Source organism: Legionella moravica DSM 19234, assembly GCF_000423305.1.
Taxonomy (GTDB): domain Bacteria; phylum Pseudomonadota; class Gammaproteobacteria; order Legionellales; family Legionellaceae; genus Legionella; species Legionella moravica.
Window position 1 is genome coordinate 54,313 of sequence record NZ_KE384000.1, and the last position, 17,338, is coordinate 71,650.

The following is a 17,338-nucleotide window of genomic DNA, read 5'->3' on the forward strand; positions in this document are numbered from 1 at the left end:
GCTGCCTCAATATACTGTAAACACCAGATTAAGGGACAAAAACCCGAATACATCGTACGCTACTACTAATGGTCTTACTGTTGAAAAACTGGTCTCCAAAGCCAAAGTACTGCGCCCAGGCGCTGAATTGAGCATTAAGAACATACTCGGATGAACTCCAATAAATAGAAGTCACAAAACCACCTAAATTTTTCAAAGACAGTGTTGCGTATAAGTTGGGTCTAAAATTCCCACAGCCAGCATTGGTATTAATACCCACATAGCGACCCAACTCGCAAATCGCTGGCAAGTACCAATCTGTAAATCCTTGATCACTCTTATTGAGACAGATTTGCGCTGCTGGATATTGACCTACGGGAGTTGCAAGAGCATTGGAATCGGTTAATCCATCCAGAAGACTGTTTGCCAGGGTGTCATTGAATAATGTCGCCCACGCATATGGAAATGGCTCATCGAGTAATGCTGCCACTTTCCCGCCAATACTCCCCGTATTTGAAGTAGTATTATCTACTGTGAATAAATATCCTCCCTGATAAATACAACCATAGCCCAATATCAGTACATTAATGTCGATTGGTGTGGCATTATCCGCGCTGACCGTCACTACAGTAGGCACAGGGGTTCTTCCAGGCGATGTATTGCAAGAAATGGCAGTGGCATCGGGACTTGCAGTAGCTCCGGGAGTAATCGTGATGTCGCAGGTTGCATTCGAGGTCAGAGTGCCAGTACAGGCATTACTCGATATTGAAGATCCCGATGGAAAGGTGCTTGAACTCACCTGAAGATTCGTAGCAGTTATACTTCCTGTATTCCGAATTCGGATGATGCGTGGAGTGAGGGTTAATGCCGGATCAGATGTGGGTAAGGGACTGTTGATGGATAAGGTCAGATTTGAGGTTAATGGAGACAATGTGGTCTGATTAAAAGTCACCTCAATCGTGTGATCGGCTTGAACTGTGTTCAACTGGTAGGTGGTGCCGCCATTTTGAACTACGTTCCCATCAAGTAGCCATTGATCAACGCCAAAATAAGCATCGGGAGTTGCGGTAAACGCAATACTGGATCCGTAATTAACCAACTGAGGCACTGCGGGAGAAATGGCTCCGTTCGCCCCCGCCGAAGGTGTGATGGTGTATTTTACGGGAGTAAAAATTACCTCTACAGTATGATTGGCCTGAATATTAATGAGCTGATAACTGGTACCGCCATTTTGAACGGCATTACCATCCAGTAACCATTGATCGACTAAAAAATTGGCATCCGGGGTTGCAGTAAACGCTATATTTGATCCGGAAAGAACCACTTGATCCACTACTGGATCAATGACTCCGTTAGCACCAGCCAAGGGAATCACGGTGTAATAAGCAGGCGGTGGTGGTGGCGGTGGTGGTGGAGATGGCGGTTGATTTGTCAGACGAATACGTAACTCATCAGTCTCACTCGGGCTGTAACACATCAAGTTATTACCTTGCTGGCATAAAATAGGTCCTCCAAGCACGTCACCTTGCAGAGTAGAACCATTGATGTTAAGGATTAATGTACAGGTTCCATTAGCAGGAAGCTGGCAGGGTTGGCTTTGCGATATTCCTGGAATCTGTTTCATCACCAGATTTTTAGAACTGGTCGATTGATTTTTCACCGTGTAGATAACCTGCGTATTGCTGCCTTTATATACTGTAAGATCGATTGGTGTTTGCGGGGCAAAAGTCCATAATGGCTTTGCAGCCTGAGCACTGGACAGGAAGATAAAAAAGAGAAAAAAGAAGAAACTACCGATCACCCTTGTAAATAAAGTTCCTGGTGTTTCGTACATGCTCACTGTCCTTATGCCTACGTAAAACATTCAATTAAACCCAAGGCTATCTTTTGTATACCCAAAAGACAACAGAGCTTTAACGCACAAAATACTATGCGCCACCGGTCATCCCTTCTCTTAATCATATTGCATTTTTTATCTATTAAAATCAATGAGAGATCTTTAATTCCTCACCTCGCCAATAAAACCCAATCATTGCTGAAAATGACTTGGGTTAAAATAACCATTATTCACTTTCTTTTGTTTGCGTTTTAAGGAGTAAAAGAGCGAATGCAACGGATACCATAAGGGTTCTGTTTTCCATCCATGGAAGGTACTCCATTTAACGCACGCATTGCAAACACATCGTTGGCTGGGAATTGGTAAGCCTGAGTTGAACTGAATAAGTCCTGATAAGGAAAATTACCTTTACCCTTCGCTATTAGCGTTGAATACAAATTTGGGTAGGTAACGGTATAGCAATAAGGATCTCTACCTACACCTATATATCGTGTCAACTCGCAAATTGCAGGGGCATACCAGTCAGAAAATCCCTGATCAACACTGTTAAAACAAAACTGTACTGGTGGATATTGCCCAGCAGGGGCTTGCAGGATATTCGTATTGTAAACGCCATCGAAATTTCTATCCGCTCCAGTAATATTGGATCCGGGACCCCATACCGAGGTTGGCCCATTAGCCAAAGCCGCTACTTTACCGCCAATACTGCCCGTATCAGGAGTAGTATCATCCACAGAGAACAAATACCCCCCCTGATAAATGCAACCTTGTCCCAAAAGAAGTACATTGATGTCCGTTGGTGAGGCATTATCCGCAACGACAGTCACTACGGTCGCCAGAGGGGCAGTTCCCGGTGCCGTAGAACAAGAAATAGCGCTCACATTTGGGCTTGATGTACCTCCAGGGGTAATCCTGATATCGCAGGTTGCACCTGGATTGAGTGTGCCGGTGCAGGTATTGTTGGTTATTGAAGTACCAACCGGAAATGCAGTTGAACTCACTTGAAGATTAATTGCAGGTATGGTGCCAGTATTTTGGATTCGGATGATGCGGGGATTGCCAATCAGTGCCGGATCAGAAATTGGTAAGGGGCTATTAATTGATAAAGCCAAATTTTGAGTTAACGGGGATAATGTGGTCTGGCTAAAAGTTACTTCAATGGTGTGGTTACTATTAATAGTATTCAACTGATAGGTCGTACCGCCATTTTGGACTACGTTGCCATCCAAAAACCATTGATCGACGCCAAAATTGCTATCTGGGCTTGCGGTAAAAAGGATACTGGATCCTGGATTGACCACTTGTGGCACGGCAGGAACAATGGCTCCATTAGCGCCAGCTATGGGGGTGACCGTATACTCTAAAGGCGGTGGAGGTTCTTCTGCCAGATGAATACGCAATTGATTAGTCTGACTCGGGCTGTAACACATCAAATTATTACCTGCCTGACATAGAACAGGCCCCCCTAACACATCTCCTTGCAGAGTAGCACCATTAATGATGAGGGTTAATGTACAGGTTCCATTAGCTGGAAGCAGACAAGGGGTGCTTTGTTGAATTCCTGTAATCGGCTTGAGCACCAGATTTTTTGTACTCGTCGATTGATTTTTCACTGTATAAATGACCTGATCCATCCCCCCCTTGTATACATTCAGTTCAGTTGCTGTTTGTGGGGTAAAAGTCCATAAAGGCTTGGCGGCTTGCACACTGGACAAAAAGATTAATAAGAAGGTAGCGGCACAGAGCACTGTTTTAAAAAAATATCCTTTTATTCCGCGCACAGTCAAGCTCCTTATGCCATTTATTGAAATTTAAACTGAGTGTACAGGCAAATCTTTAGAACAACTATTTAGTAGCTTCTCCTATCCTATGATAGTACGATGTTAGTAATTTAAAATCAAAAACTTCGTTCAATTTAGGGCTGTTGACAGGTCCAAAGCATCATAAAGCTCAGCTGCAAAAAACTGGATTTACAGCTTGAATTCAGATGACCCTTGATGATGATTCAACTCGTCATGATTCAATTCGTAAAATTCGTCAGAGGCCAATACATCCTCATCAGAATTAAGCTCGTCCGCCACATCAATTTCAGGATGTTCTGCTTTATACTGTCTTAAATCACGTTCAAAATCATATAGATGACTAATGGAAGCAAATCGACGAATGAACACTCCTCCCTTATTCTTTTCATCTGCAATACGTTCTTTGGTGAAGTCTATTTTCTCATGAAGAACATCTATCTTTTTAGCCTCATCAGCAATTTGACCGTCTAATTCTTTAGTTAAACTGATCAGGTGTTGCTGAATAGATGCAGATAAATATTCGCGCAAATGACAATCAGGTCTTGTTCGTAACTCTGCTAATTGATAGTTCAAATCCTGCTCGGTCTCAACCAGTTGAAATGGACTGGTTATAAATGAAGCAACGCCAGATATCCATGTTTTGGGTGACCATATTGAACTTGCTGGCTCTACCCTCTCAGGATGAATTTTTTTATACAATTCAATGAAGTCTGCTCTTAAATTTGAATCTTTTATTGTACCAAGATGCGCTATAACACGGCTGATTTCCAATGGGTCTACCACAGTTTTATCCAAAAACCGGTTAAAATCCAGGGAATTAATTACCTCTTTATCAAAGTAATGATTTTGTATTTCTATAGGGAAATTAGTTAACTGTTGAGGTGTAGTTCCAGAAGCATATTCTTGTAGCTCTAAAACTGTTCTTACCGTGCTCTGCAATGCCTGAGGAAATAACGCAACGTCTATCCGACTCGTTTTGCCTTCTTTAAGTAATTTAAATTGTTCATCACGCAGTTTTACAAGGGTTGTATGTCTGACTAATGGTAATTCAAGCTGCTTTTTTAACTGGGACAGGTCACTTTGCATCTGAGTAACTTGTGAATTATAACAAATGAAATCGTTTAATAATGGGAGATCCCCTGAGCCTCTGACTATCAGGTCAAAGTATTCAGTGTTTCCATTACTTCCCACGATTAAATCAACATCATTCGTTTTAAAACCTGCGAGTCCATCAAGGTCCTTTTTAATCTGTTCTTTTTTAATCACAACATGTTGTGATTCATTCAATAAGTCATAATGTTGATGTGAAATTTCATTCCAAAGACTGCGTAATGTTCCTCTTAGATGGATCAAAGGATTCACAATTTTAGATTTAGATTGACTGAGCTCTTCACATTTCAAAACAACACAATGCTGCATTTCAGCAATTGCATAAAGAGAGGCGTTTTCACCTTGAATCACATTAAGATTTTGAATAATTTCCTGCCAATCTTTATTGTCTTTTAACCAGGGACTATTTCGCGCTTCCAACTCGCGTATAACTTTTCTGAAATGTTCTTTTACTACCTCACTGTGTGCTTCCTCTTTGCACTGATTTATAAATCCAAGATCCAGTTCATCCTTATCACTGCCAATCACAGTTAATTCATTCAAAGTATTCAATGTTTGATTAATCGTATCACGGATATTTTTATGACCAAATGAAAACAACCACACTCCTTCGAGTTGGGCCTGATGTTGACTTAATTTTTTAAACAGATTATTTAATGCTGATTTTTGCAACAAGGGATCAGTAGAACGTTTTATTCCTTCAACCGCAAGAAGTAAGTCATTCGCTGCACGGGTTGCGGCAGAGCGTTCCAAAAGATACCAAAATCCTCTGTTTTCTTCTTTTGCCCAGGACAGTGAATCTTCCAGCTTTTGGACCACATCATTGACCACATTATTCAAATAGATATTTTTTATAGTCTGAAGTTCCGGGTTCAGCGCAGCACCCGATTGTTGATGTACTCGTAGTAAGTCGTTTATAACAGGCTGCATACGATATTTTTCAAAATTATGTTCAGCACTTAACCATCGCTCTTCGTAATCAATTAATATCAACTCAAGAGACAATAAGTTATCCGCGTTATTTGTCCGTTCAACCAAAACCTTTTTAACACCGGAGCTTAATGAAGATTGATTGATTTGATTAATCATATCATTTGCGAGCAATTTGATTTGATACTGAATAAATGGTTGCCTGTATTGCTGTACAGCACCATCAGAATATTTGAGCATCGCGCCATTAACATCAAGCGCTGATTTAACCATGCGGTTTACTTTTCGTTTTTCATGCTGAATGAATTTAATGTTTTCACGGGTAGCTAATTTATTACGATTCAACTGCTCACTTAACGTGAGTTGATCGAGGTACATTGTACGTAATGCATAAACCGAATCCGGAATGACTTTAATCGCAGCTTTTTCTTTAAGTTCATGCCGAGTGCTGTTCCAGATACTCTCAACTTGACTCTCATAATCACCCAGAGCGGTATCTAAAGTTTGAGTATCCAGATGCTTACTGGAAGAGCGTCGAATATAGGGATTGGAAAAAACGCCTTCGGGGTTACTTTCTTTTAAAATCAGCTTCCATTGCAACTCGAGTTTTCTTATTAAATCCTGCTGGATAAGGGACAGCTCAGAATCCAATTGTTTCCATTCTGAACGCGGATGAATTTGATGTAACAGTTCCTGCCAATGAGCAAACTGCTCCAGTACAACTCTTTGGATGGTGTTGACTGATTGAATATAATAACGCTCTATTGCTTTTTCCTGCTTCCTGTCCCTGCGATTTTCTTGCACGTCTTTTAATAACTTGACTTTATCCTGATTTGAATTTATCGAACTGTTAAGAGAGGAAACGATGCCATTCTCTTCATGAATCGCATAAAATTGACTCGGTTTACCAAAGCCGGAAAGATTATCGAGAATCTTTCGTGCCTCACCTGATTTACTTAAATAAGATTGAATAGCCAGACACCCATTGGAATGAACCGTCTTAAATTCTCCTGAATTGGCTAGGTAAGGAACAGTAATGGCAATTCTTGGCGCCTTGACTGCTGTACTCTTAAACCACTGATGTCGTCTTTCTGCAGGCTCAACACCTGTAAAAGTCTTTATTTCATATGAACTTGCTGTGCTTTTAAAATATTCAACTAATTGCTTGTTTAAAGCCAAAGCATGCTCGGCATCCTTGGCGATTATCACTATAGGTTGTCCATGTTTCGCCGCATTCAGTCCAAGATGTATCTTTTGTAAATATTCAAGACTGTAAGTCTTCTGTTCGGAAACAGGTTCCTTGTGAGGAGCGCGGTGATGCGAAGGAACTCGAAAGGCTAATTCTACATCCACATTGTGACTTAAACCGACTATTTCAGGTTTAAATACTGCCTCAGTATTCTGATCTTCTGATTCCAATTCATTCAGCTCGTGCGCTGGTATTCCAATAAATTTAAAAAAGTCTTTTATATCTGTGGCTTTATATTCTTTAACGAGCAATTCATTAGATACGTCTGTTTCATTATTCTGAACAAAAATCCATTGCAACGCAGCAAGAAAGACTTTGGTATCCTTTTGATTTTCATCCGGAGGCAATTCAACACATCGATTATGTTGCAACTGGTTTAAAGACAACAAGATAGAAACAATTTGTGTTGTATTCAGGAATGTACCGGTACAACGAAAATATTGCTCTCGCATCACAGCTATCAAATTGAGTTGGGCATTAATACGTTCTTGAGCACCCAATGAAGGATCATTCACTCGTTCAATAAACAAATCAGACAGCTGACGCAACTGTGCTCTGCTCAATGAAGTTAAATCAGAATAGGATCTTCTGTTAACATTTAAAGGACATTCACGACCAATAGCATTAATATAAATGACCTGTTGAACCAGATTAAATTGCTGTGCTGCTGACAAAAGTGAACCATCCCCAAGATTTTGGATTTTTGCCACAACACGACTCAATTTAGAAGTATCAAACTGTTCTTCGAGAATTTCATTGGTTAATTGAGCGATTTGTCCTCTACTGCCTTTAAGATCACGACCAGCTTTAGGATCTTTATCAAAAGAGTCAATATAGGATTGAAGTTGCAAAGAGTCTTTACGGCGCAATTGGATGGAAAATTCATTTAAATCCGGAAAAGGAGGATAATCAAAAAGACCGGCGATATCCCTCAATAGAACCCGATGGGTATTGAGATGCTCTTTTAACTCCTGTAACAATTGAAATTGATTCTCAGTGGCCTCTTTTCCAAAAGAAATTAATATTTTAACGGTAAGCTTTTGCTCCTCTGAAAGAGTCTTGTCTTGTTTATTTAGAATTTCTAATTGTTCAACGAACTCGGCAACGTTCGTTGACACTAATCTATCGACAGGGCTCTTCATGCAACAAAATCTCCTCAAATTCAGATTATTCGCATCATAATCCAATTTAATTTATTGCTCAAAATATAGCACATTAATACTTAAGAAAACCTGAAGAGACCTAAACTATATCTAAAACAGCAGCTAATAATTGCCGGGTATAAGAATGTTCCGGGTGTTGTAAAATGGTGGCGCATTGTCCGTATTCAACGGCCCCTCCCTCTTTCATCACTAATACGTCATCCGCAATATAGGACACAACCCCCATATTATGGGTTATAAACAGATAGGATATGCCTGTTTCCTGTTGCAATTCCTTCAATAAATTCAGAATTTGCGCCTGGACAGACACGTCCAATGCGCTTGTAGGCTCGTCACAAATCAAAACATCCGGCTCGGTAGCCAAGGCTCTGGCAATACAAATACGCTGCCGCTGTCCCCCAGAAAACTGATGTGGATAACGGTGCAGGCTGGTGCTGGGTAAATTCACTTGATGGATCAATTGTTTTTGTCTGCGGGAAATTAATGACGAGTTCATACCCTGGGCATGCATGCCTTCAGCAATGATCTCTCCTACAGTCATTCGCGGATTCATTGATGAAAAAGGATCCTGAAATATAATTTGGACTTTTTTTCTATATCGCCTTAGAGCGCTGCCCCCAAGAGCAAGCACGTCAATATCTCGATAATTGATTGCACCGCCAAAGACGGGGATCAAACGTAATAATGCACGGCTTGCAGTTGTTTTTCCGCAACCAGATTCGCCTACCAGCGCCAAAGTTTTGCCTTGCTGAAGTGTGAAACTGAGGCCATCAACTGCCTTAAATACAGTCTTGTTTCGACTGAATAATCCCTTTTTATGAACAAAATGGACCGATAAATCAGTCACCGAAAAAATAGTCTCCACCGTTCTATCCGAAACGTTCCATACGGTGCTGTCCTTTTCCAACTGGGGTAACAGTTTCAATTCAGGATATAAATGACATCGAAGCTCTCTGTGATCAATTGTTTGTAATTGCGGTTCTTCTTGACGACATCGCTCAAAGGCATAGATGCAACGAGGATGAAATCTACAGCCGGAAGGCAAAGCATCCAGGGTTGGAACACTCCCGCTAATAATGGACAATTTTTCTTTTCTTTTGGCAAAAGAAGGTAAAGAAGCCATCAATTGCTGAACATAAGGGTGGCTTATTTGGGAAAAAAAATCAGCAACCCCTGCTTGCTCGACCACTTGACCTGCATACATCACACACACTCGATCAGCCATTGCCTTGGCCACCCCCAGGTCATGAGTAATTAACAACAAACTCATTTGATGTTTCTTTTGCAATTTTTTTAATAAGGCCAAAATTTGAGCCTGAATAGTGACATCCAGGGCGGTAGTGGGTTCATCCGCAATTAAAATATCAGGATTACATGCCAAAGCCATGGCAATCACCACCCGTTGCTTTTGTCCACCAGATAACTGATGAGGATATTGATGAATTCGGTGATGTGGTTGCGGCATTTCAACCTCAGTCAATAATGAAATCAACGCCTCTTTAACTTCATGAGAGTTCAGTTGGTTATGCCTTATTAAAACTTCTGAAATCTGCTCCCCAATCGTCATTACTGGATTTAAAGCGGTCATGGGTTCCTGAAAAATCATGGCCAGGCGACGGCCTCTTAATTGCCTCATCAGGTGCTCAGGCAAATTTAATATATCCTCGCCATTGACATGAATCTGACTGTCCAGGCCATACACGCCTGATTTGGGTAAAAGACGCATTAAGGCTAATGAGGTAAGCGATTTACCACACCCGGATTCTCCCAATAAAACCAGAGTCTCGCCCGGAGATAAATGAAAACTGACCTTATCCAGAGCCATTACTGTTTTGGCAGGACTTTTGAAAGCAACAGTTAATTGATTTATTTCAGCAGTATTTTGCATAGGACAAGTCACGAAGTCACAATGATACACTGTAACAAGAGAACGGTTTAACTGGCAATAAAGAACAGGATTATGGCGACGAAATCTAATCCATATTTTTGATTATACTCTGATAGTGTTTTCCAATCCTCTGTATTGTGCCGAGGTCACCTAAATTAATATAATCTACGGTTTGCATATAGGGGATAATTTCTTCTTAAATATCTTAAACTTGCATATCATGCATGGCCAATAGTATACTGTATGCTTGTGTTCTAAGCTTAACTTCAATTTACCTGCGTCTTATATCTTGAAAACAATTAAATCAAATTTTTTCAGTATACTTTGTATCTGTTTTAGTATTACGATTATTATATTATTAATAATATCAAATAAAGTTTTAAATAAAAAAATTTCACAACTGCAGCAACAAACTTTTCAGATACAAAACTCTCTATTAGCACCTATTCATGAAAATCTGGTTGAGCTTTTAAAGGTCTATTCTGCTCGTGATGAAAATGGACCTTTGGAATTAGTCCGTCATGGAAAAGAAAATGATGGAGGTTACTTAGTCGCTGTAAAAGCTTTTAAACAAGCTGATGTGCTTTTAGGTTACGGTATACATAAAGATAACAGTTTTGAAGATTATTTCTCATTAATTTATAACAAGCCATCTTATGGCTTTGATTGTGGTGTTGAGTATATAAAGAGCAAAAGTAAATTATTTACTCTGGTAAAAGAATGTATCGGGAGTGATGCTTTTTTATATAAGCCAGCTAATACGAATCATAAAGTAACTTCTTTTGCTGAACAGGTAGATAACTTGAAAATAGAGGGTAAAAAACTATTTATCAAGATGGATATAGAAGGGGCAGAGTATGAGGCTTTTTCAGGAATTATGAAGCATAAAGATAATGTTACTGGTATTGCTCTAGAGATTCATTTTAATGATACAAGAAGCGCGCAAAATGCCATCACATTATTAAAGCAGTTAGAAAAACACTTTGTATTAATTCACGTTCATGGCAATAATTATGCTACTAGTACCGGTTTTTCAACAACAAAATCGCTAGGTACAATACCTAATGTTATTGAGTTAAGTTATATTAATAAAGCACTGGTAAAAAATTATAATTTATCAGAAGATCAATCACATCCCCGTAAAATTGATCAGCCTAATAATCCCAATAAACCAGATGCTGCTTTTACTATAAGTGCTCCCTCAACGAATAGTTTTTTGTAATCATTTAACCTCTTCTCTCTAGGGGCTGTTGACATTTCATTATATTCAAGCCTACTTTCCGCGACTTGTTCGCGGAATCGATAGATCGTGCGCAAAACAAGAATATATTGTGCCTATAAAGAGTGAATTGGATCCCGCGAACAAGTCGCGGGACGTCGAAACTTGAATTGTCAACAGACCCTAATCTGCATTTTGCATATTGCCAAAGTGATTGGCAATATAGGAACTTAATTTCGACCAGATTAATTCTGGTTTAAGTTCTTTAAAAAGCTCCAAAGCTTGATATTTATATAAATGTGCAGGGGTATTTTGGTATAAATCAGGTTTAAAGTCGCTAAGATGAACTGCGACATGATAAAAACCATCTTCGAACGTAGACCAATCGTGTCTGCATACCCAGGGAGAAAAAATTGTAAATGAAGACTTATTCAATGCTTTTGCTATATGTATTGCCCCCCCTTCATTACCTATGGTTGCATCACATTGATTCATGATTGAAATAAATGTTCTTAAATCATAATTCGATAACTCAAAGAATATATTTTCTTTTGCTGTATCATTGCATAAATCATAAATTTTTTGTGCTGTATCTTTTTGATGAGGTAAAAAATTAAATAAAATATTAACATCCACCTGACCTGCTATTTGATTTACAAGTGTTGCCATGTATTCCAGGGGGTAAGTTTTTAATGGGCAACTTCCAACAATATTCAGCATGAGACTTTTTTTGGGCGGGATACCGTGTTTTTTAAATAAAAATGCTGCTTTTTGTTTTTCATGTTCAGAAAGATATATTTTTGGAAAGCGCTCAGGCAACCTATTATTTAAAAAGGGTTGAAGTAAAAGAAGTTTTAAATCTATCATTCGCCCGGGTTGATTAACTTTTACAGATTCTCTGGGAAGATTATCTGTATAAAGAAAAGTTCTGTATTTTTTTTTATAAGAGATGCGACGTTTTGCTCCGCAAAGCAAAACAATAAACCAGCTCTCCAATTTAGTATAAGCATCAATCACAACATCATATCGTTGGCGCCGTATTTGCAGAGCAAATTTTATAAAAGCCCGTGCACTTGCCCTATGCTCGGGATGGATTGTAATTGCATGATTGATATTGGGATTTCCTTCTATTACTGGTAACGCTTCTCTATTAATTAAATAATGAATTTCTGCGTTAGGTATTATTTTTTTTAAATTATTGCAAATCAGGCTACTTAGTAAAACATCACCAACTTTCTTATGCTGAATAACCAAAATTTTCATTTTTATTATTAAATCTGGAGTTTCTAGATGAACTTCTATTATGTATGTAGAACCCATTTTGGACAACATTAATTTTTTGTTGTCATTAGGAGCTGTAGACAATTCAAGTCGCGGAAAGCAGGCTTGAAAATAATGAAATGGCAACAGCCCCTAATGAGCGTCTAAAAAGTTGAATACGTTGCCTCCAATTAGCGAACATACCAAGCAAACGATTGAACACTATCTTCAAGAGAAAGCTCACGATGATGTGTTTTCCAAGGAATATCCTATTAAAAGTTCAGTTTTTTTTTTGAAATTGAGCCTATCCCACCCAGTTCCCTGATGTAGTATGCTAAAATAGTTCTAGTTTAAATTTGAGTGAATACCTATGTCTGAAAACTACACTGCGGAAGCGATTGAGGTCTTAAGTGGTCTTGAGCCTGTTCAACGACGTCCGGGTATGTATACCGACACAACACGTCCTAATCATCTGGCTCAGGAAGTCATTGATAATAGCGTGGATGAAGTACTTGCAGGCTTTGCCAGCCATATCACAGTTACCCTTCATGAAGACGGTTCAATCGAAGTGGAAGATAATGGACGGGGTATGCCTGTTGATCTGCATCCTCAATTGGGTCTTAGTGGTGTCGAAGTCATCATGACCCGATTACATGCTGGCGGAAAATTTTCTGATAAAAACTACAGCTTTTCCGGTGGACTCCATGGGGTGGGAGTATCGGTTGTTAATGCCTTGTCCGAACGGCTTGATGTCACCATTAAACGAAATGGCATAATCTATCAAATGTCTTTTGCCAATGGCGACAAACTCTGTGAACTCAATGAAACCGGCGTAACTAAAAAAAGAGATACGGGCACGATTATCCGTTTCTGGCCGAATGCAAAATATTTTGACACGACTAAAATCTCTTTGAAACATCTTACCCATGTCTTAAGAGCCAAGGCAGTATTATGCACCGGCCTTTCCATGACCTTCATTAACAAAACAACCAATGAAGAAACACACTGGTGTTACGAACAAGGTTTAACGGATTACTTAAGCCAAACCCTGCCTGATGATTACTTACCCGAAGAGCCCTTTGCCGGTGAGTTTAAAAGCGATGAAGCAACCGTTGACTGGGCATTGGTCTGGTCGGATGCGGCTAACAGTACATTAAACGAAAGCTATGTTAATTTGATTCCAACGGCTCAGGGCGGAACTCATGTGAATGGTTTACGCTCTGGTTTGTTTGATGCAATGGCCGAGTTTTGTGAATTAAGAAATCTCTTGCCACGTGGCGTAAAACTTACAGCGGATGATCTTTGGGAACCCTGCCAGTATGTTTTGTCTGTCAAAATGAAAGAACCCCAGTTTGCTGGACAAACAAAAGAGCGCCTAAGCTCTCGGCAAACGGCTGCTTTTGTTACCAACGTCATCAAGGATGCGTTTTCTCTCTGGCTAAATCAACACCGCAATCAAGGTGAGGCAATTGCCACTCTGGCTATAGAGCGCGCACAAAAACGTCTTAAACAAGCCAAGCAGGTTGCGAGGAAACGAGTCAGTCAAGGCCCTGCCCTGCCAGGAAAGCTGGCGGATTGCTTACAAACCGATTTGAGTCAGGCCGAATTATTTTTAGTAGAAGGGGATTCGGCAGGTGGTTCTGCAAAACAAGCACGCAATAAAGATTTCCAGGCTATATTACCTTTACGAGGCAAGATACTGAACTCCTGGGAAGTCGAATCATCCCAGGTTTTAGCATCTCAGGAAATTCATGACATATCCGTGGCAATAGGCGTTGATCCCGGTTCAGATGATCTTAGTGGTCTTCGCTATGGAAAATTGTGTATTCTTGCTGATGCGGATTCCGATGGTGCTCATATTGCCACCTTGATATGCGCTCTCTTCCTGCGTCACTTCAAACCACTGGTCAAAGCCGGTCATGTTTTTGTTGCCATGCCTCCACTGTATCGGATCGATGCAGGAAAAATTGTACATTATGCTCTGGATGACGAAGAGAAAACCCGAATCATCAATCATCTAAACCAGACGTCCAAGGCAAAAGTGAATGTACAGCGATTTAAAGGATTGGGAGAAATGAATCCCATTCAGTTAAGAGAAACAACCATGGATCCCAATACACGACGCCTGGTACAACTAACCCTGGATGATGAAGAATCAACAGAAGCGGTCATGGACATGATGCTTAATAAAAAACGGGCCGGTGATAGAAAAATCTGGTTGGAAACTAAAGGAAACCTTGCTGAGATCTAATCAAATGAAGCCCATATTCTGCATTTCTGATTGACCGCGTGCACCACGGTCAATCAAGATCCAGAGTCCAATTTGGGCTTTACATAGACTGGATTATTACCATTTCAACATCGGTATCAGGTTGGAATAATCATCAGTCCATAAAAACTGATTGTTGTCACTGACGAAACGCCAATTCGTTCCCTTCATCAGTTGTAAAGCCAGTGGTTGATTCATGGTAAGCAAAGCCCATTCTGAATCAAACTGCCCAAGTTTGGGATCTCCCTTGTGAACCAGATTGAGCAACATCATATCCAATGAACGGCTTACTGAATTCACCAAAGGAAGTAAATGAAGATGTCGGTTACTCAGATTCACCAAAATCACCCCATCTTCAGTTAATTTCTTCTTATACAAGGTAAACGCCTCAAGGGTCATTAAATGAACAGGTATTGCGTCTGAATTAAAGGCATCCAAAATAATAAGCTGTTGCGAACCATCAGGTATTTTATTTAAAGCCAATCGACCATCATCTTTTATAATCTGCACTGAGGGCGAGCAGTCACGCAGATAGGTAAACAGTTTGGGATTTTTTGCCAAATCAATCACTTGTTGATCAATTTCAATGACTTTTAATTGGTCTGTTTCTCTAAATTGACAGACCATGGTTCCAGCACCCAGACCCAATATGGTCACCGACATGGAATGCGATTCCTGTTGCATCGCTTCAACAACCGGTTTTATCGCACCATAATAAGCCCTGAAGCCACTGATCGGTTTTTTCTCTCCAAGCAATTGAAACCCATGCACCGTTGACTGGCTGACTAATACATGAGTATTTTCTTTAACCAATACTTGTTTTACTCCGAAAAAATTCCGCTGTTGCAATAAAATATTGTTATCAAGAAAAATAGGAGAATAGAGAAAAGCAAATAAAATAAACAAGGACAAAATGAGACTTACTCTGCTTTTATAATAAACGACAATGACAATCAAAGCCAAAAGCGCAGTAATCTGAAAGGTTGAAAATCCTGCATACCAGTTAATATGAGGTATCAAATAATGCAGCAGAAGCAAGCAGGTCACAACAAGTGGTACCCACCAATCTTTTGAGTAATTGGACAATGGCAAAACAAATAAGCTCAACAAGATGGCCAATGGGTATTCATAAATCTGATTAAACAAATGAGTAGCGAGTATTCCATTGAATATCCCCGCAAGCACTCCGCCCAGAGCCAAACAAAAATAAAATAAAGTTAACAAATGTGGTTTCGGTCTTCTCTGGAACAGCTGCCCATGACAGAGTAGAGCCAAAACAAAAAAACTGGTCAAATTAGCCAGTATTACTTGCCAGACTCGAACCTGATTTGCTTTTAAAATATAGCTAAGAAGAGTAAATACCAGGAAAAAAACACAATTTCTTTTTATCCATTCATTGGAAATTAATGGTTTGGTTGTAAAGGTTAAAACAAAGGTCAGTAAGTACAAGGCTAAAGGCAGCACCCAAAATAAAGGAGTGGCCGCAACATCAGTAGAAATGTATAAAGTAACGCCCAGCATCAGGCTACACGGAATAAAGCTTAAAAATACCCAGTACACCATAGAGCGCCAGGGCAATGAACCTGTCTCAATATGGTGTTGCTCCAAGGGTTTATAACGAGCGCTGTATAAAACAAACAATAGCAACAACAAATACACCAGATACCCAATGCTCCAGAGATGAAATTGCAGAGTTATCCCCCAAACTCGCTCTATAATCCATGGATAAAGCAACAAAGTTATTAAACTGCCCAAATTACTGGCTATGTATAAGTAATAAGGATCTGATGCTCCTTTGCTGGTGGTTTGACTGTAAGCAAATTGTAACAAAGGTGCAGATGCCCCAATAATCAATAAAGGCAAACCCAATTGCGAGAGTAAGTCATAAAGGATGTTCCATTCTGGATATGCTTGCATTTCAGAAGGCTTAAATAAAAGTGGAATCGCAATGATACTCACCACAATCAGCGCGGTATGAACCAAACGCCAGATCAAGGATTTATTAAAAAAGCTCAATAACCAAACGTATCCATAGGATATGAGCAATACTCCCTGAAAAAAAAGCATGCAGACAGTCCATACAGCGGGGGTTCCACCATAAACAGGTAATATCGCCTTCGCAACCATAGGCTGAATGCTAAATAAAAGTACAGCACTAAGAAATAAACTGACAGGAAAAAGAAAACGTAACACGAAGCAATCCTTGGCTGACAACACATGATTATTAAAAACAGAGTATCAAATTATCGCATACTCACAAAGAAGCCATTTAGGGTTCAATGCCCTATAATAGGGAATGTAGAGAGTGGTTACAATAGTTTCACATTATTGGTTTAAGTTCCGGTGCGGTTAACGTCCTTACGCTGGAGAAGAGAGAATGGAGGCGATTAACCTCCAGTTTGTTAATTATCATAATAAATGATCAATTGTTCATATTATAATACTTCTCTTTTTAGTAAATAATGTCTGATCCCCTCATCCGCCTGCCGGCACCTTCTCCCGGAGGGAGAAGGCAATTCTAGTGAGATCTTGCTAGTCAGTAGCCTTCTCCCAAAAGGAGAGAAGGCAATTCTAGTGAGTTCTCGCTAATCAATGGCCTTATCCAAAAGGGAGAAAAGGCAATTCCAGTGAG

General features: G+C 39.8%; 8 protein-coding genes. 2 read left to right on the plus strand and 6 right to left on the minus strand.

Annotated features, from left to right (window positions below; translation table 11 throughout):
* Positions 1-28: 28 nt before the first annotated feature.
* The 4 genes from G543_RS19360 to G543_RS0112205 all read right to left on the minus strand — a co-directional run bounded on the left by G543_RS19360 (position 29) and on the right by G543_RS0112205 (position 9,958).
* Entirely contained in the window at positions 29-1,813 is a 1,785-nt protein-coding gene (locus tag G543_RS19360) for an InlB B-repeat-containing protein (RefSeq protein WP_238584787.1), read from the minus strand.
* Between the two features lie 254 nt (positions 1,814-2,067).
* Positions 2,068-3,597 carry an InlB B-repeat-containing protein gene (locus G543_RS18475; protein WP_115343547.1) on the minus strand — a complete coding sequence of 510 codons (1,530 nt, stop codon included), beginning with the start codon at positions 3,595-3,597 and terminating at the stop codon, positions 2,068-2,070.
* 189 nt (positions 3,598-3,786) lie between these two features.
* Positions 3,787-8,049 carry a hypothetical protein gene (locus G543_RS0112200; RefSeq protein ID WP_028384770.1) on the minus strand — a complete coding sequence of 1,421 codons (4,263 nt, stop codon included), beginning with the start codon at positions 8,047-8,049 and terminating at the stop codon, positions 3,787-3,789.
* Positions 8,050-8,149: 100 nt separating this feature from the next.
* Positions 8,150-9,958 carry an ABC transporter ATP-binding protein gene (locus tag G543_RS0112205; RefSeq protein WP_028384771.1) on the minus strand — a complete coding sequence of 603 codons (1,809 nt, stop codon included), beginning with the start codon at positions 9,956-9,958 and terminating at the stop codon, positions 8,150-8,152.
* Between the two features lie 289 nt (positions 9,959-10,247).
* On the opposite strand from G543_RS0112205, the gene G543_RS0112210 reads away from it, so the two are divergent.
* On the plus strand, positions 10,248-11,180 hold the full coding sequence (locus tag G543_RS0112210) for an FkbM family methyltransferase (protein ID WP_028384772.1): 933 nt from the start codon (positions 10,248-10,250) through the stop codon (positions 11,178-11,180).
* A 180-nt stretch (positions 11,181-11,360) separates the two neighbouring features.
* Here the strand turns inward: G543_RS0112210 and G543_RS0112215 are convergent, their stop codons facing one another.
* Positions 11,361-12,440 (minus strand): glycosyltransferase family 9 protein, encoded by a 1,080-nt coding sequence (locus G543_RS0112215; protein WP_028384773.1) that lies wholly within the window; start codon positions 12,438-12,440, stop codon positions 11,361-11,363.
* A 367-nt stretch (positions 12,441-12,807) separates the two neighbouring features.
* On the opposite strand from G543_RS0112215, the gene parE reads away from it, so the two are divergent.
* Positions 12,808-14,688, plus strand: coding sequence for a DNA topoisomerase IV subunit B (gene parE / locus G543_RS0112220; protein ID WP_028384774.1), 1,881 nt, complete (start codon positions 12,808-12,810; stop codon positions 14,686-14,688).
* 96 nt (positions 14,689-14,784) lie between these two features.
* On the opposite strand, the gene G543_RS0112225 is transcribed toward parE, so the two are convergent.
* The gene (locus G543_RS0112225) at positions 14,785-16,899 is read right to left on the minus strand and encodes a fused MFS/spermidine synthase (protein ID WP_028384775.1); all 2,115 of its coding nucleotides are present in this window, start codon (positions 16,897-16,899) and stop codon (positions 14,785-14,787) included.
* Between the last annotated feature and the right edge of the window lie 439 nt (positions 16,900-17,338).

Bases quoted from the DNA above. Each gene is read 5' to 3' on its own strand.
- G543_RS19360 (WP_238584787.1), bottom strand. From the start codon at position 1,813: ATGTACGAAACACCAGGAACTTTATTTACAAGGGTGATCGGTAGTTTC.
- G543_RS0112200 (WP_028384770.1), bottom strand. From the start codon at position 8,049: ATGAAGAGCCCTGTCGATAGATTAGTGTCAACGAACGTTGCCGAGTTC.
- G543_RS0112205 (WP_028384771.1), bottom strand. From the start codon at position 9,958: ATGCAAAATACTGCTGAAATAAATCAATTAACTGTTGCTTTCAAAAGT.
- G543_RS0112215 (WP_028384773.1), bottom strand. From the start codon at position 12,440: ATGAAAATTTTGGTTATTCAGCATAAGAAAGTTGGTGATGTTTTACTA.
- parE (WP_028384774.1), top strand. From the start codon at position 12,808: ATGTCTGAAAACTACACTGCGGAAGCGATTGAGGTCTTAAGTGGTCTT.